This window comes from Streptomyces armeniacus (assembly GCF_003355155.1).
GTDB classification, from domain to species: Bacteria; Actinomycetota; Actinomycetes; order Streptomycetales; family Streptomycetaceae; genus Streptomyces; species Streptomyces armeniacus.
In genome coordinates, this window is sequence record NZ_CP031320.1 from 3,747,586 (window position 1) to 3,766,356 (window position 18,771).

At 72.1% G+C, this 18,771-nt stretch carries 15 protein-coding genes and 1 pseudogene; 10 read left to right on the forward strand and 6 right to left on the reverse strand.

Annotation, left to right across the window (positions count from 1 at the left end; genetic code table 11):
- Positions 1-264: 264 nt before the first annotated feature.
- The 4 genes from DVA86_RS16140 to DVA86_RS16155 are packed head-to-tail and all read right to left on the reverse strand — an operon-like array spanning position 265 to position 5,300.
- Positions 265-1,503 carry an XdhC family protein gene (locus DVA86_RS16140; protein ID WP_208879165.1) on the reverse strand — a complete coding sequence of 413 codons (1,239 nt, stop codon included), beginning with the start codon at positions 1,501-1,503 and terminating at the stop codon, positions 265-267.
- Positions 1,496-3,643 (reverse strand): xanthine dehydrogenase family protein molybdopterin-binding subunit, encoded by a 2,148-nt coding sequence (locus DVA86_RS16145; protein WP_208879166.1) that lies wholly within the window; start codon positions 3,641-3,643, stop codon positions 1,496-1,498. Before DVA86_RS16145 ends, DVA86_RS16140 begins: the two co-directional genes overlap by 8 nt.
- The gene (locus tag DVA86_RS16150) at positions 3,640-4,680 is read right to left on the reverse strand and encodes an FAD binding domain-containing protein (RefSeq protein ID WP_208879168.1); all 1,041 of its coding nucleotides are present in this window, start codon (positions 4,678-4,680) and stop codon (positions 3,640-3,642) included. Before DVA86_RS16150 ends, DVA86_RS16145 begins: the two co-directional genes overlap by 4 nt.
- The gene (locus DVA86_RS16155; protein WP_208879169.1) at positions 4,677-5,300 is read right to left on the reverse strand and encodes a 2Fe-2S iron-sulfur cluster-binding protein; all 624 of its coding nucleotides are present in this window, start codon (positions 5,298-5,300) and stop codon (positions 4,677-4,679) included. Before DVA86_RS16155 ends, DVA86_RS16150 begins: the two co-directional genes overlap by 4 nt.
- A gap of 248 nt (positions 5,301-5,548) precedes the next feature.
- On the opposite strand from DVA86_RS16155, the gene DVA86_RS16160 reads away from it, so the two are divergent.
- A complete protein-coding gene (locus DVA86_RS16160; RefSeq protein ID WP_208879171.1) occupies positions 5,549-6,169 on the forward strand; it encodes a TetR/AcrR family transcriptional regulator in 621 nt (206 codons plus the stop codon).
- A 99-nt stretch (positions 6,170-6,268) separates the two neighbouring features.
- On the opposite strand, the gene DVA86_RS16165 is transcribed toward DVA86_RS16160, so the two are convergent.
- Positions 6,269-7,474 (reverse strand): epoxide hydrolase family protein, encoded by a 1,206-nt coding sequence (locus DVA86_RS16165; protein WP_208879172.1) that lies wholly within the window; start codon positions 7,472-7,474, stop codon positions 6,269-6,271.
- Between the two features lie 113 nt (positions 7,475-7,587).
- Between DVA86_RS16165 and DVA86_RS16170 the strand changes: the two genes are divergently transcribed.
- Complete coding sequence (locus DVA86_RS16170; protein WP_208879173.1) at positions 7,588-8,163, forward strand: CGNR zinc finger domain-containing protein; 576 nt, start codon at positions 7,588-7,590, stop codon at positions 8,161-8,163.
- A 68-nt stretch (positions 8,164-8,231) separates the two neighbouring features.
- On the opposite strand, the gene DVA86_RS16175 is transcribed toward DVA86_RS16170, so the two are convergent.
- The gene (locus tag DVA86_RS16175) at positions 8,232-8,780 is read right to left on the reverse strand and encodes a GNAT family N-acetyltransferase (RefSeq protein WP_208884763.1); all 549 of its coding nucleotides are present in this window, start codon (positions 8,778-8,780) and stop codon (positions 8,232-8,234) included.
- A gap of 131 nt (positions 8,781-8,911) precedes the next feature.
- Between DVA86_RS16175 and DVA86_RS16180 the strand changes: the two genes are divergently transcribed.
- The 8 genes and pseudogenes from DVA86_RS16180 (at position 8,912) to DVA86_RS16215 (ending at position 18,498) form a co-directional block, all read left to right on the forward strand.
- Complete coding sequence (locus DVA86_RS16180; RefSeq protein WP_208879175.1) at positions 8,912-9,778, forward strand: Rieske (2Fe-2S) protein; 867 nt, start codon at positions 8,912-8,914, stop codon at positions 9,776-9,778.
- Between the two features lie 144 nt (positions 9,779-9,922).
- Positions 9,923-12,082 carry a catalase gene (locus tag DVA86_RS16185; RefSeq protein ID WP_208879176.1) on the forward strand — a complete coding sequence of 720 codons (2,160 nt, stop codon included), beginning with the start codon at positions 9,923-9,925 and terminating at the stop codon, positions 12,080-12,082.
- A 245-nt stretch (positions 12,083-12,327) separates the two neighbouring features.
- A complete protein-coding gene (locus DVA86_RS16190) occupies positions 12,328-12,540 on the forward strand; it encodes a DUF5999 family protein (RefSeq protein ID WP_208879178.1) in 213 nt (70 codons plus the stop codon).
- A gap of 463 nt (positions 12,541-13,003) precedes the next feature.
- Entirely contained in the window at positions 13,004-13,375 is a 372-nt protein-coding gene (locus tag DVA86_RS16195; protein WP_208879179.1) for a DUF6479 family protein, read from the forward strand.
- 141 nt (positions 13,376-13,516) lie between these two features.
- Positions 13,517-13,933, forward strand: a complete 417-nt coding sequence (locus DVA86_RS16200; RefSeq protein WP_208879181.1) for a CBS domain-containing protein — start codon at positions 13,517-13,519, stop codon at positions 13,931-13,933.
- A 73-nt stretch (positions 13,934-14,006) separates the two neighbouring features.
- Positions 14,007-14,702 carry a DNA polymerase ligase N-terminal domain-containing protein gene (locus DVA86_RS16205; RefSeq protein ID WP_208879183.1) on the forward strand — a complete coding sequence of 232 codons (696 nt, stop codon included), beginning with the start codon at positions 14,007-14,009 and terminating at the stop codon, positions 14,700-14,702.
- Positions 14,699-15,706, forward strand: a pseudogene (gene ligD, locus DVA86_RS16210) (non-homologous end-joining DNA ligase); the annotation flags it as partial. The gene DVA86_RS16205 and the pseudogene ligD, both read left to right, overlap by 4 nt.
- A 191-nt stretch (positions 15,707-15,897) precedes the next feature.
- Entirely contained in the window at positions 15,898-18,498 is a 2,601-nt protein-coding gene (locus DVA86_RS16215) for an ATP-dependent Clp protease ATP-binding subunit (RefSeq protein WP_208879188.1), read from the forward strand.
- Positions 18,499-18,771 lie beyond the last annotated feature (273 nt).

Genomic DNA, 18,771 nt, shown 5'->3' on the forward strand with positions numbered 1-18,771 from the left:
CGATCCTACGAGGAGCCGTGGTTCGAGGACCACGGCGCCGAGGATTCCCCCAGACGCTCGCCACGCCCCCGTGCAGGCTGCGTCCGGACGGCAACACCAGCCAAAAACCAGCCCGTCCGGCGATTGAGGACGGCCCCCGACCACGACGGCGAGGCTCAGGGCCACAGACAGCACGTGCCACCAAGCAAGCGGCCCACCACACCCCGGTGACACCCAAGGGCCGTCCTCAAACGCCGGACGGGCTTGGAGGGGTGCGGACGGGCGTCAGGCCACCGCGTCGTACGACTCGACCGCCCCACCGTCACGGTGAATCGGCTCCCGCGTGCGGCTCAGAGAAACCCCCGTGCCGCCCTGCCGCACGGCGACGATCTCCGCCGCGATGGACAGCGCCGTCTCCTCGGGCGTACGGGCGCCCAGGTCGAGGCCGATCGGCGAGTGCAGCAGGGCCAGTTCACGTTCGGTGAGCCCCACCTCGCGGAGCCGCGCGAGGCGGTCCTCGTGCGTGCGGCGCGAACCCATCGCGCCGACGAACGCGACCGGCAGCCGCAGCGCCCGTTCCAGCAGCGGCACGTCGAACTTCGCGTCGTGCGTGAGTACACACAGCACCGTACGGCCGTCGGTCTCGGTGCGCTCCAGATAGCGGTGCGGCCAGTCGACGACGATGTCGTCGGCATCCGGGAAGCGCGCCCGGGTGGCGAAGACCGTACGGGCGTCGCACACCGTCACGTGGTAGCCGAGGAAATTCCCCACCCGTACGAGCGCCGCGGCGAAGTCGATCGCGCCGAAGACGATCATGCGAGGCGGTGGCACGCTCGACTCCACGAACACCGTGAGGGCCGCCCCGCAGTGGGACCCGTCCTCCGAGAGGTCGAACGTGCCCGTACGGCCGGCGTTCAGCAGGGCGCGCGTCTCGTGCACGACCGTACGGTCCAGCTCGGGGTGCCCTCCGAGGTCACCCTCGTACGATCCGTCGGAGCGCACGAGCAGCGCCCTGCCCAGCAGTTCGGCCGGGCCCCGCGCCACACGGGCCAGGGCGGTGGCCTCTCCCCGGCCGGCGGCCGCCCCGGCGCCGACGGGCCCCGCGCCGACGGGCCCCGCGGCGGCCGACAGCGCCGCCGCGATCACCTCCCGCCCCGGCCCGCCCGCACGAGCGTTCCCGTCCGAGGACGGGGACGGGGACGCGTCCCCGTCCGCGGCCACCGGCGTGACCAGGACCTCGACGACCCCGCCGCAGGTCAGCCCCACCGCGAAGGCGTCCTCGTCGCTGTAGCCGAACCGCTCGCGCACCGTCTCGCCGTCCTGGAGCGCCTGCACGCACAGGTCGTACACCGCGCCCTCCACGCAGCCGCCGGAGACCGAACCGACGGCCGTGCCCTCGCTGTCGACGGCGAGGGCGGCGCCGGGCGGGCGCGGCGCGCTGCCACCCACCGCCACGACGGTGGCGACGGCGAAGCCGCGGCCCTGCTCGACCCAGCGGTTGAGCTCGTCGGCGATGTCAAGCATCGTGCTCTCCCGCTGCCGCGACGCCCGCCTCCAGGACGCGGTCGGGCCGGATCGGCAGGTGGCGGTGGCGTACGCCGGTGGCGTGCCAGACGGCGTTGGCGATCGCCGCCGCGCCGCCCACGATCCCGATCTCGCCGATGCCCTTGATGCCCACGGGGTCATCCGGATCCGGGTCGTCGACCCAGTGCGCCTCGATGGACGGTACGTCGGCGTGCGCGGCCACGTGGTAGCCCGCGAGGTCGCCACCGACGGTGGCGCCCGACGCCTGGTCGCGGAACGCCTCCTCGTGCAGCGCCATGGACAGTCCCCAGGTCATCCCGCCGACGAACTGGTTGCGGGCGGTCAGCGGGTTGACGATACGGCCGGCGGCGAACACGCCGAGCATCCGCCGTACGCGTACCTCCCCGGTCGTGACGTCCACGGCGACTTCGGCGAACTGCGCTCCGTAGGAGTGCCGTTCCTTCTGCGCGAGGGTGGCGAGGAGTTCGGAGGTGTCGGACCGTACAGTGATCCCCTCCGGTGGAATGGCGCCTCCGACGGCCAGCCGATCCCGCAGCTCGCTCGCCGCCCGCGTCACGGCCCACGCCCAGGAGCGGGTGCCCGCCGAGCCGCCGGCGAACATCGCCAAGCCGAGGTCACTGTCCGCGATGTGCACGCGGACATCGGCCGGCTCGGCGCCCAGCGCCTCCGCCGCGACCAGCGTCAGCGCCGTACGTGCTCCGGTTCCGATGTCCGAAGCGTTGATCCGTACGGTGAAGGTCCCGTCCGCCTCCGCGGTCACGCCCGCCGTGGACGGTCCGGCGATCACGGGGAACGTAGACGCCGCGGTGCCGGTCCCGAGCAGCCAGCGCCCGTCGCGGCGCACGCCGGGACGCGGGTCGCGGCCGGCCCAGCCGAAGCGGCGGGCGCCGTCCTCGAAGCAGGCGAGCAGGTTGTGGCTGCTGAAGGGCAGCCCGGACACGGGTCCCACCTCGGGCTCGTTGCGTGCGCGCAGCTCGATCGGGTCCAGGCCGCACTTCTCGGCGAGTTCGTCGAGGGCGGACTCCAGCGCGAACGAGCCCGGTGCCTCGCCGGGGGCCCGCATGAACGTCGGGGTCGGCACGTCCAGTGGTACGAGCCGGGTGGTGGTGCGGTGCGCGTCCGCGTCGTACATCGCGCGCCCGTACCCGGAGCACGCCTCGACGAACTCGTGCACGGTCGACGTGAGGCTCGCCCCTTGGTGGTCGAACGCGCGCAGCCGCCCGTCGGTATCCGCGCCGAGCCTGACCCGCTGCGCCGTGGGGCTGCGGTAGCCGACGAGCGAGAACATCTGACGGCGTGTCATGACGACCCGTACGGGTCGCTGGAGGACGGTCGCGGCCATCACGGCGCCCACCTGGTTCGCGCGGACCAGCTTGGATCCGAAGCCGCCGCCCACGTGCTCGGACCGCACCCGTACGGACGCGGGGTCGAGCGAGAACATGTTCGCCAGCTCCATGGCCGTGAAGACGGTGCTCTGGTTGGAGTCGAGGACATCGAGCCGGCCGCCGTCCCAGCGGGCGGTCGTCGCGTGCGGCTCCAGCGCGCTGTGGTGCTCCTCCGGCGTGGTGTACTCCGCGTCCACGACGACGGCGGACGCGGCCAGTTCGGCGTCGAGGTCGCCCTTCGACGTGTCCGCCGCGCCGAGGGGCGAGTCCCCCGGCGTGTACGCGTCCGGGTGCCCGGCGGAGAACGCGACGTCGTGCGGCTCCTCGTCGTACTCGACGACGAGCGCCTCGGCCGCCTCCCTGGCCTGCTCCGGCGTCTCGGCCACGACCAGCGCCACCGGCCAGCCCGCGTGCGCCACGCGGTCGTGCTGGAGGATCGCGATGCTCGGGTCCGGCTTCCCCGCGATGCCCTCGTAGTCGGTGTTCACGCGCGGCGCGTTCCCGTGGTGCAGGACGGCCAGGACGCCGGGCATGGCGAGGACGGGAGCGGTCTCGATGGAACGTATGCGGCCACGCGTGACGGTGGACAACGCCAGCCAGCCGTGGGCGAGTTCGTCGAAGCGGAACTCGCCTGCGTAGCGGGCCGCTCCGGTGACCTTGTCCCGGCCCTCCACACGGGTGTGCGCGGTTCCGACAGCGCCCGTCACCGGGGTGGCGTGGGTCGTCGTGGTCATCGGGCGGCCCCTTCGGTCTGCTCGGCCTGCTCGGTCAGCTCTTTCAGTACGGCCACGACCAGGTTGCGCATCAGCGTCACCTTGTACGCGTTGTGGGGCAGCGGCTCGGCGGCCGACAGCTCGGCGTCCGCGGCGGCCCCGAAGGCGGCGGCCGTCGCCGGGCCTCCGGTCAGGGCCCGCTCGGCCGCCCTGGCCCGCCACGGCCGGGACGCGACCGCGCCGAAGGCGAGGCGCACGTCGCGTACGACGCCCTCCCGGACGTCGAGGGCGGCGGCGATCGAGCCGATCGCGAACGCGTACGAGGCGCGCTCGCGCACCTTCCGGTACCGCGAGACGGCGGCCACCGGAGTGGGCGGCAGCGTGACACCGGTGATCAGCGCGCCGGGCGGCAGGGCGGTCTCCCGGTGCGGGGTGTCGCCCACGGGCAGATAGAAGTCGGCGAACGGCACCTCACCGGCACCGTCGGCCGTCTCGTACGACACGACGGCGTCGAACGCGGTGAGCGCCACCGCCATGTCCGAGGGGTGGGTGGCCACGCAGTGCGGCGAGGCGCCGAGGATCGCGTGGTTGTGGTGCTCGCCCTCGATCGCGGGGCAGCCGCTGCCGGGCACCCGCTTGTTGCACGGCTTGGTCACGTCGGCGAAGTAGCCGCAGCGGGTGCGCTGGAGCAGGTTCCCGCCGACGGTGGCCATGTTGCGCAGCTGCCCCGAGGCGCCGGCCAGCACGGCCTCCGCCAACGCGGGGTAGCGGCGGCGTACTTCGGGGTGTGCGGCGAGGTCGCTGTTGGTGACGGTGGCGCCGATACGGAGACCGCCGTCCTCCGCTTCCGTCTCCGTGCCTGGTTCCGTCCCGGCCGACTCGATGCGGTCGAGGGGGAGTTCACGTACGTCCACGAGGCGCGCGGGCCGTTCCACACCGGTCTTCATCAGGTCGACGAGGTTGGTGCCGCCGCCGAGGAAGCGCGCGTCGGGGTCGGCATCGAGCAGCGCGACCGCGCCGGAGACGTCGGCGGCACGCTGGTACCCGAACTCCCTCATGCCACCGCTCCCTTGGTCTCGGTCCCGCGGTCCGCGGTCCCGGGGTCCGCTGCGGCCCCGTGGGCGTCGGCCGCCTCGATCCCGGCCGCCCGTGCGACCGCCTCGACGATGGACACGTACGCGCCGCAGCGGCACAGGTTGCCGCTCATGCGCTCCCGGATCTCGTCGGCACTGAGCGGTGGCGGTCCCGCTTCCGGACGCACGTCGGCGGTGGCGGCGCTCGGCCAGCCCGCCGCGTGCTCCTCGATCACTCCGAGGGCCGAACAGATCTGCCCCGGTGTGCAGTAACCGCACTGGTAGCCGTCGAGGTCGAGGAACGCCTGCTGGACGGGGTGCAGCCGCTCCCCCTCGGCCACGCCCTCGATGGTGGTGACCTCACGCCCCTCGGCGGCCACCGCGAACTGGAGGCAGGAGACGGCCCGGCGGCCGTCGAGCAGCACCGTGCAGGCGCCGCACTGGCCCTGGTCGCAGCCCTTCTTGGAGCCCGTGAGGTCGAGGTGCTCGCGCAGCGCGTCGAGCAGGGTGGTGCGGTGGTCGACGGGCAGGGTGTGTTTCTCGCCATTGATGTTCAGAGTGATGACGCTGGACGTCCCGGGAGCTGGCGCGGGAACTGGGGCCATAATCGGCCTTCCTTCGCATGGATAATGTGCGTCAGGCGGAGTACGTGGCGGTGGGGGCTCGGGATCCCACGGCGCGTGCGCCGTGCGGGAGAATGCCGGTGAGCGATCGGTTCCGGCCACCCGCACAGGGGTATCCCTCGCTGTGACGGAGTGAACCGGACAGCTGTCCGGTCCCTCTGAAAAAGTTAGCGGACTGCTGTCCGCTTAGCAAGCGATGCCCGGCAGAACGGTGCGCGGAAGGAGGACGGGTGCAGGACGAACACGCGCAGGACAAGCAGCACAGGACCGAGGCGCCGCTGCGCTCGGACGCGCAGCGGAACCGCGAGCGCATCCTCGAAGTGGCACTGACGGAGCTGACCCGCTCGGCCGACGCCCCGCTGAGCTCCATCGCCAAGAAGGCGGGCGTCGGACAGGGAACCTTCTACCGCAACTTCCCCAGCCGCGAGGCCCTGGTCCTGGAGGTCTACCGGCACGAGATCCAGCAGGTGGCCGACGCCGCCGCCGAGCTCCTGCGTACGCGCGCACCGGACCGGGCGCTGCGGGAGTGGATGGACCGGCTGGCTCAGCACGCCATGGCCAAGGCCGGTCTGGCCGACGCGATGGGCAAGGTGACCAGCAGGCCCGGCGGCCCGGCCAAACCGGGGCACGGGCCGGTGATGGAGGCCGTCGACCTCCTGCTGCGCGCCAACGAGGACGCCGGCACCATCCGTCCCGGGGTGACCCCCGACGACTTCCTTCTCGCCATCGCCGGCCTCTGGCACGTCGACCTCCACGGCGACGGGATGGCATCCGCCGGCCGGCTCATGGACCTCGTCATGGACGGCCTGCGCGCCGGGGCCCCGCGTTCTTCAAGCCCGTCCGGCGACTGAGGACGGCCCCCGGCCACGGTGACGCCGCATAAGGCCACCGACAGCACGTGCCACCAAGCAAGTGGCCCGCCACTACCCGGCGGCCCAGCCCGTCCGTCCTCAAACGCCGGACGGGCTGGAAAGCCGGTTGGCGGCGAGTACCGCCGTCAGACCTTCTCGCAGGTCCTTGACGAAATAGCCGGGAATCTCCAGTGACGGAAAATGCCCCCCGCTCTCGGGCGTCCGCCATCGGACGATCTGCCGGTACCGCTCCCGTGCCCAGGGGCGCGGGCACTTCTCGACGTCGCGCGGATACATGGTGAGTGCCGACGGGACGTCGACCCGGAGTTCGGGATCCAGGGAGTTGTGGCTTTCGTAGTAGATGCGGGCCGCCGACGCGCCGGTCCGCGTCAGCCAGTACAAGGTGACGTCGTCAAGAACGCGGTCTCTTGAAATCGTCTCGAACGGGCTGTCTTCCGTGTCCGACCATTCGGCGAACTTGTCGAGGATCCAGGCGAGAAGCCCGACCGGGGAGTCGACGAGCGAGTAACCGATGGTCTGCGGCCGGGTCGCCTGCTGCTTCGCGTACGCCGCGCGGTGGCGCCAGAAATCGCGGGTCTCCTCGGCCCATTCGCGTTCGACCGCCGTCAGTCCGTCCGTTGCCATGCAGGGCGGGGCCTCCGCGAACGTCGTGTGGATGCCGAGAACACGCTCCGGGAACCTGCCGCCGAGAACCGTCGTGATGTTCCCTCCCCAGTCGCCGCCGTGGGCCGCGAACTTGCCGTAGCCGAGCCGCCCCATCAGTTCCACCCACGCGGCCGCGATCTTCTCGGTTCCCCATCCGGCGGCGACGGGCTTGTCGCTGTAGCCGAAGCCCGGCAGCGACGGAACAACGACGTGGAACGCCGGCGCGTCCGCGTCCTCCGGGTCCGCCAACTCGTCCACCACGTCGATGAACCGGACAATGCTGTCCGGCCAGCCGTGCGTCAGGAGCAGCGGAGTGGCATCTGCACGCGGGGACCGGCGGTGCAGGAAGTGGATTCCCAGATCGTCAATCGTCGTACGGAACTGGCCGATGCGGTTGAGGCGCTCCTCGAACGACCGCCAGTCGTACCCGGTGCGCCAGTAGTTCACGACATCGACGAGGTCGGCGAGCGGGACGCCCTGCTCCCATCGGCGGGAGCCGGGCGCGGCGCGATGGACCGTCTCGGCCTCCGGCAGCCGCGCCGCGGCCAGTCGCGCGCGCAGATCTTCGAGGTCGGCGTCGGGTGCGTGGGCTTCAAACGCTTGCACGTCTGCTTGCACGTCGCTGGTTGGGCGGGACATGGCACCTCCTGGCCTTCGCGGATACCGGCTGTGACCTTCGCGAACCAATGAGAACCGGCTAAGACGGTTCTAGCATGTCGTCGCACCGGCTTGCAACCGGCTAAGGTGGTTCCATGCGCGCTCGGTTCCCTGACTTCCGCCTCGGCAACGTGCTGGCGACCAGCTTCACGGCGACTCTGACGGAGCGTCATGGCGACGCCGTGGAGCGCATTCCCACGCCGCAGCGACTCGTCGACTGGCTGGCGGTGAGCGGCCTCGCCGTGGACTCCTGCACTCCCGCCCAACTCGACCTCGCCCGGGAACTGAGGGAGTCGATTCACGCCGCGGCGACAGCGGCCGCGGTCCAGGACGCTCTGCCTGCGTCCGCTGTCCAGGTCATCAACGACCGCAGCGCTCAGGGCCGGGCCGCGGCCGTCCTGACGCCCGAGGGCAAGCGGCGATGGCAGCTCAGCTCGGCTTCCCGCGTGGAAGACGCCCTCAGCGTGATCGCCGCCGACGCGATCAGCATCATCGCGGGCGAGCGAGACGGAAGGCTGGCCTTGTGCGCGTCACCGACCTGCCAGGCCGCCTTCTTCGACACCAGCCAGAGCCGCACCCGTAAGTGGTGCGACATGAACACGTGCGGGAATCGCCAGAAGAAGGCGCGCTTCAACGCCAACCAGCGCAAAAACTCCGGATCAGCGGAGTGATCCTCCGCCTTCCGCCACTCAGGAGCGAGGGGCTTGACGACCGCTTGACGCGCTGGAATCGGCAGGGTTCACGGCCGCCACTCTCGCCTGATCAACCCGAACACCCACGTGTCGGATACCTCGCCGTTCACGATGCACTCTTCCCGCAAGGTTCCTTCGCGCACGAATCCGATCTTTTCCAGGACCCGGGCGGATGCCACGTTGCGCGTGTCGGTCTCGGACTGGACTCGATTGAGGTCCAGCGTGCCGAACGCCCACTGGAGCAGGGCGTGCGCGGCCTCCGTCGCGTAGCCGTGGCCCCACATCGCCTCGTCGAGGCAGTAGCCCAACGACGCGCTGCGGTTGCCCGGGTCCCACCCGGACAGGGCGCACCAGCCGACGAAGGCCCCGTCGGAAGCACGGTCGATGGCCACCCGCGCCCCGGTGCCTTCGTCCGCCAGCTTGTCGCACTTCGCGATGAAGCGCTCGGCGCGGGACCGTTCGTTCCACGGCGGAGAGTCCCAGTACCGCATCACGCGGGTGCTGCTGTGCAGTGCGAAGAGAGAGCTTGCGTCGGCACCGTTGAAGGGTCGCAGTCGCAGTCGGTCGGTGTGCAGTACGGGGGTGGCCAAGGTCATGCGCACCATCCTGCGTCCTCACGGGCGGGCAGAACACCGAATATCCGCGCCGGGCAGGGCCAAGCGCGTGGCATCGCGCGGGCCGGGCACGGCGCACGTTTCCCGGGGGTGAAAGGGGCAACCCGCCCCGCATGCGCAATCCGATCGTGAAGATCGACGCGCTCGAGAGCGCCGACGCCCTCGACCGCGTCACCGTGCCCATCCGGAACAGGATCCGGGCGCTCCCCCTCGGCCCCGTACGCGATGTGCTGCGCGGCCGCTGGCAAGGGCATGCGCTGCATCCGACGCTGGTACAGGTGCCCGTCGGCGCCTGGTCGTCCGCCGCGCTGCTGGACCTTACGCGCGGCAACGAGCGCGCCGCACGGCTGCTGATCGCCACCGGCCTGGTGGCCGCCGCGCCGGCCGCCCTCAGCGGGGCCGTCGACTTCGCCGAGCAGTTCCCGGAGCACCAGCGGGTCGGCGTGGTGCACGCGGCGGCGAACGCCACGGCCATCGCCCTGTACGCCGCCTCCCTCGCCGCCCGCACGAAGGGTCGCAGCGGGCGGCTGCTCGGGCTGGCGGGGCTCACCGCGGCCACGGCGGGCGGGTTCCTCGGCGGCCACATGTCGTTCCGGCAGGCCGCGGGCGTGAACCACAGCGAGGCCATACCGCACCTGATCGACGCGAGCTGGCACCCGGTGGGCTACCCGGACCAGTTCCCCCGCGGCGAAGTCGTCCGGCGGCTGGTCGGCGAGGTGCCGGTGCTGCTCGTACGGGACGCGGACGGGCCCGGCGAGCTGCACGCGCTCGCCGACAGGTGCGCGCACCTGTCGGGTCCGCTGTCGCAGGGCCGGGTCGGCGACGGCCAGGTGACCTGCCCGTGGCACGGAAGCACGTTCCGGATCGCCGACGGCACGTGCGTGGCGGGGCCGGCGACCGCGCCGCAGCCGTCGTTCGACGTACGGCTCAACGACGGGCTGGTCGAGGTGCGGCTTCCGGCGGCAGAGGCGACGCCGTAGGGCACGCGACGACGACCGTACGGCAGCCCGTACGGCGCGACGCACGCCGGGACTTGCGAGGACCCGTACGGCGCCACGTACACCACGTACGAACGTGACGGCGCGCACGACAGCACGACGACGCACAGCCGAGGAGGGCCACGGATGAACGACTCCCCCGACTCCCGGGACCCCAAGGACCAGCAGCTGCAGACCGTCCGCGCGCCCGACCCCGCCGGCGGCCCGCTCACCACCGACCAGGGCGTCACCGTCGACCACACCGACGACGCGCTCGCCGGCGGCGAGCGCGGTCCGACGCTCATGGAGGACTTCCACTTCCGGGAGAAGATCACCCGCTTCGACCACGAGCGGATTCCCGAGCGCGTGGTCCACGCGCGGGGCGCGGGCGCGTACGGCTACTTCGAACCGTACGAGTCGTGCGCCGCGTTCACGAAGGCGGCGTTCCTGCAGGACCCCTCCGTACGGACACCGGTTTTCGTACGGTTCTCCACCGTGCAGGGACCGCGCGGTTCGGCGGACACCGTACGGGACGTGCGGGGCTTCGCGACGAAGTTCTACACCTCCGAGGGCAACTACGACCTGGTGGGCAACAACTTCCCCGTCTTCTTCATCCAGGACGGCATCAAGTTCCCGGACTTCGTGCACGCGGTGAAGCCGGAGCCGCACAACGAGATCCCTACGGGTGCATCCGCGCACGACACCCTCTGGGACTTCGTGTCACTGCAGCCGGAGACGCTGCACACGATCATGTGGCTGATGTCCGACCGGGCCATTCCGCGGAGTTACCGGATGATGCAGGGCTTCGGCGTGCATACGTTCCGCTTCGTGACCGCGGACGGGAAGGGGACGTTCGTCAAGTTCCACTGGAAGCCGAAGCTGGGCGTGCACTCGCTGGTGTGGGACGAGGCGCAGGAAGTGCAGGGCCGCGACCCGGACTTCAACCGGCGTGACCTGTGGGACATGATCGCGGCGGGCCACCACCCCGAGTACGAGCTGGGTGTGCAGCTGGTGCCGGAGGAGGACGAGCACGCGTTCGACTTCGACCTGCTGGACGCCACCAAGATCATCCCGGAGGAGCAGGTGCCGGTACGGCCCATCGGCCGCATGGTGCTCAACCGGAACCCCGACAACTTCTTCGCCGAGACCGAGCAGGTCGCCTTCCACACCGCGAACGTCGTGCCCGGCATCGACTTCACCAACGACCCGCTGCTGCAGGCACGCAACTTCTCCTACCTCGACACGCAGCTCATCCGGCTCGGCGGCCCCAACTTCCCGCACCTGCCCGTCAACCGCGCGGTGGCGCCCGTACGGAACAACCAGCGCGACGGCTACCACCAGGGGCAGATCCACCGCGGCACCAGCTACTCCCCCAACTCGCTCGGCGGCGGCTGCCCCGCCATCGCCGACCCCTCGGACACCAGCGCGTACCGGCATATGGCCGAACGTGTCGACGGCCGCAAAATCCGCAAGCGGAGCCCGAGTTTCGAGGACCACTACACACAGCCGGCGCTGTTCTGGCACAGCCTGGCGGACTGGGAGCGGCGGCACGTCATCGACGCGTTCCGCTTCGAACTGGGCAAGGTGCAGGCGATGCAGGTGCGCACCCGTACGGTCGAGGAACTCGCGCACGTGGACGGCGAGTTGGCCGCGGCGGTCGCGGACGGCATCGGCGTACCGCGCCCGGCCGCCGTAGGGACGCCGAGCCCCCGGCCCTCCCCCGCGCTGAGCTTCGAGAACAACACGGGCGACGGCTCGATCAGCACACGGCAGATCGCGCTGCTGGTCACGGACGGCGTCACCGCGGACCGGCTGTCCGCGCTCAAGGACGCCCTGAACGGCCAGGGCGCGATGGCCGAGGCGCTCGCCCCGCACGACGGAACGGTGACGGGCGGCGACGGCGAGGAAGTGCCCGTCGACCGCGCGCTGCCGACGGTGGCCGCGGTGCTGTACGACGCCGTGGTCGTCCCCGACGGCACCCAACTCCCGGACGACGCGCACGGCGACGCGGCGCGGCGCTTCGTACGCAACGCCTACCGGCACGGGAAGGCGGTCGGCGGCTACGGGTCGGGGGCCGGAGTTGTCGCGGCACTGGTGCCGGACGCGGTGGCGACGGCGTCTGTGCCGGACGCGGTCGCGTCGTCCGGTTCGTCCACGTCGGGCGGTTCGGGCGGTTCGGGCGGCGACGGGCCGGTCGTGGACCGGGGCGTGGTGACGGCGGGCAGCGGGTCGGACGCCTTCACGGAGGCGTTCGTCGAGGCGGTGGCCGCGCACCGGCACTGGGAACGGCCCATGCCGCGGGGATGACCCGCTCCGGGCCCACGGTCTCCGGGCCCGCGCCCTCCTCCGGGGGCGCGGGCCCGGGTGCGCGCGGCGGGGCCGATGAGTTTCGGGGACGCGGGGCGTCTGTAGGGGTAACAGGCAGCGACACCAAGGCCGTTCGCCGATCGCCTCCCGCCGTACGGCGGGAGGTGCTCCGGCGGACACGCGCCGCCGCCCGCGGAACGTACCGCGCGGCGCGGCGCGGACCCCAGGACCCCAGGAGGTACCCGATGTGCGCACACCAGCCGCCCTGCCCGCCCGCCGACCGGCCGGACCACGACGCGGCACACGCTGTGGCGTCCCACCCGGAACAGGGCTGGACCCTGCTCTGCAACGGGACGATCGTCTTCGACGACACCGGGGGACTGCTTCCCGGCGGCCGCGTGATCCCGCCACGCCGCGGGGGCGACGCGCGCGTTCTGACCTGCGCCGCGCACGGGTGACACGCACGGTGGCGGCACGCCACCGTCCAGCCCGTCCGGCGCCTGAGGACAAACCCCCAGCGCCACCGAGGCACGGCGGGCCACCCACCCGGGGACCAGCCGACCGCTTCCGGCCCACACAACCGTCCGCACGCCACAGGCCGTGGCCCCACACACCACCACCGTGGCCAAGGGCCGTCCTCAAACGCCGGACGGGCTGGAAGTGGCCGACGTACGACCACCCACCCCAGCCCGACCGGCGCCTGAGGACAAACCCCCAGCGCCACCGAGGCACGGCGGGCCACCCACCCGGGGACCAGCCGACCGCTTCCGGCCCACACAACCGTCCGCACGCCACAGGCCGTGGCCCCACACACCACCACCGTGGCCAAGGGCCGTCCTCAAACGCCGGACAGGCTGGATGTGTCTCCGGGGTGAGGGATATGGGCTGCTTAAGGGCCGGGTTCCGTGGAACCCGGGGTTCATGGACGCGCCAGGGACACTCATACCGCTCGCCGCGACCCGGGACCACCTGGTCGGGATCGCTCCGCTCGTGATCGGCCTGGTCATCGTCGGGGTGCTGATCTTCGCCGTCGCGTACGGCATGCGGCTGCGGCAGCGTGGCGACATGCGGCCCTCGAGTCCGACGCCGGGGCAGCCCTCGCAGGCCGTCGGCAGCGAGGACCACCGATTGCGGCCGGACGAGATGCCGCACGACGGGCGGCGGAGGTTCCCGCACGAGGTGCGGGACTCGGGCGTCACCGAGACGGATCCCGAGGAGGACGAGCCGCCGCCGCGCTGGCACGAGGGTGGCAGCGGGAGTTTCGGCAGTGGTGGCTTCGGGAGCCGCCGCTGACGGCGGGCCCGCGACCGGACGTACCGGCCGTACGGATCGGACCTGCGGCCCGTACGAGGGGCAAGGCCGTGCCGACCAACTGGCACGGCGAGGGCCACGGCGCGCCCACACACACGTACCGACACGTGAGGAGCAACCGACGTGACCACCGCACGCGAGATCATGACACCCGGCGCCGAATGCATCGGCACGGACGATTCCGTGCTGCGCGCCGCCGAGAAGATGCGCCGCCTCGGCGTCGGCGCGCTGCCCATCTGCGGGCAGGACAACAAGCTCAAGGGCGTGCTCACCGACCGGGACATCGCCGTACGCGTCCTCGGCGCCGGCCGCGACCCCGAGACGACACCGGCCGGTGAGCTGGCGCAGGGCGAGGCCGTGACCATCGGTGCCGACGACGAGGCCGAGGAGGTCCTGGCGACGATGTCCGAGCACAAGGTGCGCCGCCTCCCCGTCATCGACGGCCGCGAACTGGTCGGGATGGTCGCGCAGGCCGACGTGGCCCGCGCGCTGCCGGAGCCCGACGCGGGCGAGCTGGTCAAGGCGCTGTCGTACGACTGACACGGCCTCGTACGACTGACGGCGCGCGCACCTCGTGCGCACCGCGACCCGGCCGAACGGGAAGGAGCACGCCGTGGCCGCCAAGAAGCAGCTCCGCGAATACGAGTCGAAGCGGCGCTTCGACAGAACCCCCGAGCCCCGCGGCGACGCCGCCACCGCACGGAGCGGCGAGACGGCCGACGAGACCGGCGACGCGCCGTGCTTCGTCGTCCAGATCCACGACGCGAGCACCCTCCACTTCGACTTCCGCCTGGAGGTCGAGGGCGTGCTGGCGTCCTGGTCGGTGCCGAAGGGCCCGTCCACCGATCCCGGCGACAAGCGGCTGGCGATGCCGACGGAGGACCATCCGCTGGAGTACCGGGAGTTCGAGGGGGTCATCGAGGAGGGCGAGTACGGCGCGGGCACGGTCATCGTGTGGGACGAGGGGACGTACCGTCCGCTGACCCGGGACCGCCGGAAGCGCCCCGTGCCGTTCGCCGAGGCGCTGCGGGACGGGCACGTGTCGTTCCGGCTGGACGGCGGGAAGCTGCACGGCAGCTACGCGCTGACCAGGTTCCGCGGCGGTGGCGACCAGGGCGGCCGCGAGTCCTGGCTGCTCGTGAAGGAGAAGGAGAAGGACTCGCGGGGGAAGGACCAGGCGAAGACCGATGCCAAGGACTCGCGTGGCGGCACCCCCGATCCCACCCGCGCCAAATCCGCCCGTACGGGCCGCACGCTCCGCCAGGTCGCGGCCGAGGAGGGCGCGAAGGCACGGAGCGCCGGGGCATGAGCGCGAGCGGCCTGCTGGACGGGCTGTCCCCGGAGCACCGGCGGCTGCTCGCGCCTGCGCCGTACGGCGAGGAGCTGGCCACGCGGCCGATGCTGGCGAAGCTCAGCGACCAGCGGGAGTTCGGCGAGGGCTGGATCTTCGAACGCAAACTGGACGGCGTACGCGCCCTCGCCAGCCGGAGCGGGGACCGCGTACGGCTGTTGTCCCGCTCCGCCCAGCACCTGAACCGGACCTATCCGGAGCTGGTGGACGCCCTTGCCGCGCAGGACTGCGCCGACTTCGTCGTGGACGGCGAGGTCGTCGCGTTCGCGCACGGGCGTACGGACTTCGCGCGGCTCCAGCGGCGGATGCAGCTCACGAACCCGCGCGCGGCGCGCGCGAGCGGCGTCGCCGTCGTCTACTACCTGTTCGACCTGCTCGCCCTCGACGGCTGCGACACCACCCGGCTGCCCCTGCGCACCCGCAAATCGCTGCTCCGGGACGCGCTGACGTTCCGCGCCCCACTGCGGCTGACCACCCACCGCAACAGCGGCGGCCCCGAGCTGCTGGAGCAGGCGTGCGCGAACGGCTGGGAGGGGCTGATCGCGAAGCGCGCCGGGGGCCGCTACCGGTTCGGGCGTACGCCGGACTGGCTGAAGCTGAAGTGCGCGCGCGGGCAGGAGTTCGTCATCGGCGGCTTCACGGAGCCGCAGAGCAGCCGGGTCGGCTTCGGCGCCCTGCTGCTGGGCTACTACGACGGCACACAGCTCCGTTACGCGGGCAAAGTCGGCACGGGCTACGACCGGTCCACGCTGCTCCGCCTGCGGGACCGCATGGACGGGCTGGAGACGGCGCGCTCGCCGTTCGCCGACCGGGTGTCCGAGCGTCGGGCGCGCTGGGTACGGCCGGAGCTGGTGGCGGAGGTCGCGTTCACGGAGTGGACCCGGGACGGCATGCTGCGCCACCCGCGCTACCAGGGGCTGCGCGACGACAAGCGGCCGGAGGACGTGGTGCGGGAGGAGCCGGGGGTGAGGGGCGCCTTATCGGCGCTCATGCCCGTGGGCGACCGCGGCCGTACGCCCCGTTTCGCGCAACGTCCGCGGGAGACTCGGCGCCCACGGGCTTCGCAAGCGGCAGCGACAGCAGCGACGGCTGAGACAGCAACTGCAACCGCACTTGCAACGGCAGCGCGCACGACCTTCGCAGGAGTGTGATCATGAGCAGTGGATTCACCGGACCCGAACCCTTCGGCGGCCGTGACCCGCTCGGAGAGTTCCTCGCGCGCTTCTTCGGCACCACGTCGCCGGGCCGCCGCCCGTCCGAGAGCTTCGACTTCGCGCGGCTGATGAGCGAGCCGACCCGGCAGCTGCTGTCGTACGCGGCCGACTACGCCGCCCGGCACGGCAACCCGGACCTGGGCACCGAGCACCTGCTGCGCGCGGCACTCGCCGTCGAACCCACCCGCGCCGTGATCGAACGGTCCGGCACCGACCCGGACGCGCTGGCCGAGGAGATCGACCGGCAGGCCGGTGAGGGCCCGGCACGCAACTCCATCGCGCTGAGCCCGGCCGTGAAGCGGGCGCTGGTGGACGCGCACGATGTCGCGCGGGCGCGCGGGGCCACGTACATCGGGCCCGAGCACGTACTGGTCGCGCTGGCCTCCAACCAGGACTCGACGGCGGGGCGGCTCCTCCACTCGGGCCGCCTCGACTACTCCGGCGACCGCGACGACCTCGGCCGCGAGTCCCAGTCGCGCCCCGGCCCGTGGGTCGGTCCGGAGCACGAACCCCGGCGTGCGCCGGGCCACGGCCCGGGCCCCAGCAACACGCCGAACCTCGACAAGCACGGCCGTGACCTGACGGAGGCGGCGCGCGAGGGCCGTATCGACCCCGTGATCGGGCGCGAGGAGGAGATCGAGCAGTCCATCGAGGTGCTGGCCCGGCGCGGCAAGAACAACCCCGTGCTGATCGGCGAGGCGGGCGTCGGCAAGACCGCCGTCGTCGAGGGCCTGGCCCAGCGCATCGCCGACGGGGACGTGCCGGACAACCTGCTCGGGCGGCGCGTCGTGCAGGTCGACTTCGCCAGCATTGTCGCGGGCACCCGCTACCGCGGCGACTTCGAGGAGCGGCTCGGCGGCCTCATCGACGAGATACGGGCGCACACCGACGAGTTGATCATCTTCATCGACGAGCTGCACACCGTCGTCGGCGCGGGCGGCGGGAGCGGCTCCGAGGGCGGCTCGATGGACGCGGGCAACATGCTCAAGCCCGCGCTCGCCCGCGGCGAACTGCACGTCGTCGGCGCGACCACGCTGGAGGAGCACCGCCGCTACATCGAGAAGGACGCGGCGCTCGCCCGCCGCTTCCAGCCGGTCCTGGTGTCGGAGCCCGGCACCGACGACGCGGTGGAGATCCTGCGCGGCCTGCGCGACCGGTACGAGGCGCACCACCAGGTCCGCTACCGCGACGAGACGCTCGTCGCCGCCGTGGAGCTCTCCGACCGCTATCTCACCGGGCGCTACCTCCCCGACAAGGCCATCGACCTGCTCGACCAGGCCGGCGCCCGGGTACGGCTGCGCTCCGCCACCCGCGGCACCGACATACGGGCGCTGGAACGCGAACGCGACCAGATCCAGCGCGACAAGGCGCAGGCCGTGGCCGCCGAGGACTACGAGCACGCGTCAGCGCTGCGCGACCAGCTCGGCCAGGTGGAACAGCGGATCGAGCAGGCGGAGGACAGCCGGCCGGCGGGCGACCGGATCACCGAGGTGACCGTCGAGGACGTCGCGGACATCGTGTCCCGGCAGACGGGCATCCCGGTCAGCAACCTCACCCGCGAGGAGAAGGAACGGCTGCTGGGCCTGGAGGAACGGCTGCACAGGCGGGTCGTCGGCCAGGACGAGGCGGTCTCCGCCGTCGCCGACGCGGTGCTGCGCTCCAGGTCCGGGCTGGCCAGCCCGGACCGGCCGATCGGCAGCTTCCTCTTCCTCGGGCCCACGGGTGTCGGCAAGACGGAGCTGGCACGCGCGCTGGCCGAGGCGCTGTTCGGCAGCGAGGACCGTATGACGCGGCTCGACATGAGCGAGTACCAGGAGCGGCACACGGTCAGCCGGCTCATCGGCGCACCGCCCGGCTACGTCGGGCACGAGGAGGCCGGGCAGCTGACCGAGACGGTGCGGCGCAACCCGTACGCCCTGCTGCTCCTGGACGAGATCGAGAAGGCGCACCCCGACGTCTTCAACATCCTCCTCCAGGTGCTCGACGACGGGCGGCTGACGGATGCGCAGGGGCGCACGGTCGACTTCACGAACACGGTGATCGTGATGACCAGTAACCTCGGCTCCGAGGCGATCACGGGACGCGGCGGCGCGCCGGGCTTCGGCACCGGCGGCGGTGGCGCTGCGGAGGCCGAGGAAGATGCGCGCCGGGAACGCATCCTGCGGCCGCTGCGGGAGCACTTCCGGCCGGAGTTCCTGAACCGCATCGACGAGACGGTGATCTTCCGTCAGCTCTCGGCGGAGCAGCTGCACGAGGTGACGAACCTGCTGCTGGACGAGACGCGGCAGCGGCTGCACGCGCAGGACGTCGGCATCCACTTCTCGCCGGATGCCGTCACTTGGCTCGTCGACCGCGGCTATCAGCCGGAGTACGGGGCGCGGCCGTTGCGCCGTACGATTCAGCGCGAGGTGGACAATCCGCTGTCGCGCATGCTGCTCAACGGTGAGCTGGAGCCGCACACGCAGTTGCATGTGGACGTCGCGGACGCCCACCTGACCTTCCGCGCGGAGGCCCCGCGTTCCAGCCCGTCCGGCGTCTGAGGACGGACCGGGGCGGCCACCCTCTTCAGCCCGTCCGGCGTTTGAGGACGGACCCGGGCCCCCACCGGCCGGTGGTCGGCCAGGCGCCCGGCCCGGCACAACACCATCGTGGCCGACGGCCGTCCTCACACGCCGGACGGGCTTGATTTGGCTCAGCTGGCTTGGCAAGGGGTTTGCGCGGCGGCGCGCGGGAGACTCGGGCGCGCGTACGGGCGACGCCCGGCGCGTTCCCGGGCGTGGCGGCCGGAGTGCCGCCACCCGCTTCGGCACCAT

Bases quoted from the DNA above. Each gene is read 5' to 3' on its own strand.
- DVA86_RS16170 (WP_208879173.1), top strand. From the start codon at position 7,588: ATGCGCGCTCGGTTCCCTGACTTCCGCCTCGGCAACGTGCTGGCGACC.
- DVA86_RS16190 (WP_208879178.1), top strand. From the start codon at position 12,328: ATGTGCGCACACCAGCCGCCCTGCCCGCCCGCCGACCGGCCGGACCAC.
- DVA86_RS16150 (WP_208879168.1), bottom strand. From the start codon at position 4,680: ATGAGGGAGTTCGGGTACCAGCGTGCCGCCGACGTCTCCGGCGCGGTC.
- DVA86_RS16185 (WP_208879176.1), top strand. From the start codon at position 9,923: ATGAACGACTCCCCCGACTCCCGGGACCCCAAGGACCAGCAGCTGCAG.
- DVA86_RS16145 (WP_208879166.1), bottom strand. From the start codon at position 3,643: ATGACCACGACGACCCACGCCACCCCGGTGACGGGCGCTGTCGGAACC.
- DVA86_RS16165 (WP_208879172.1), bottom strand. From the start codon at position 7,474: ATGTCCCGCCCAACCAGCGACGTGCAAGCAGACGTGCAAGCGTTTGAA.
- DVA86_RS16195 (WP_208879179.1), top strand. From the start codon at position 13,004: ATGGACGCGCCAGGGACACTCATACCGCTCGCCGCGACCCGGGACCAC.
- DVA86_RS16215 (WP_208879188.1), top strand. From the start codon at position 15,898: ATGAGCAGTGGATTCACCGGACCCGAACCCTTCGGCGGCCGTGACCCG.
- DVA86_RS16155 (WP_208879169.1), bottom strand. From the start codon at position 5,300: ATGGCCCCAGTTCCCGCGCCAGCTCCCGGGACGTCCAGCGTCATCACT.
- DVA86_RS16175 (WP_208884763.1), bottom strand. From the start codon at position 8,780: ATGACCTTGGCCACCCCCGTACTGCACACCGACCGACTGCGACTGCGA.
- DVA86_RS16140 (WP_208879165.1), bottom strand. From the start codon at position 1,503: ATGCTTGACATCGCCGACGAGCTCAACCGCTGGGTCGAGCAGGGCCGC.
- DVA86_RS16180 (WP_208879175.1), top strand. From the start codon at position 8,912: ATGCGCAATCCGATCGTGAAGATCGACGCGCTCGAGAGCGCCGACGCC.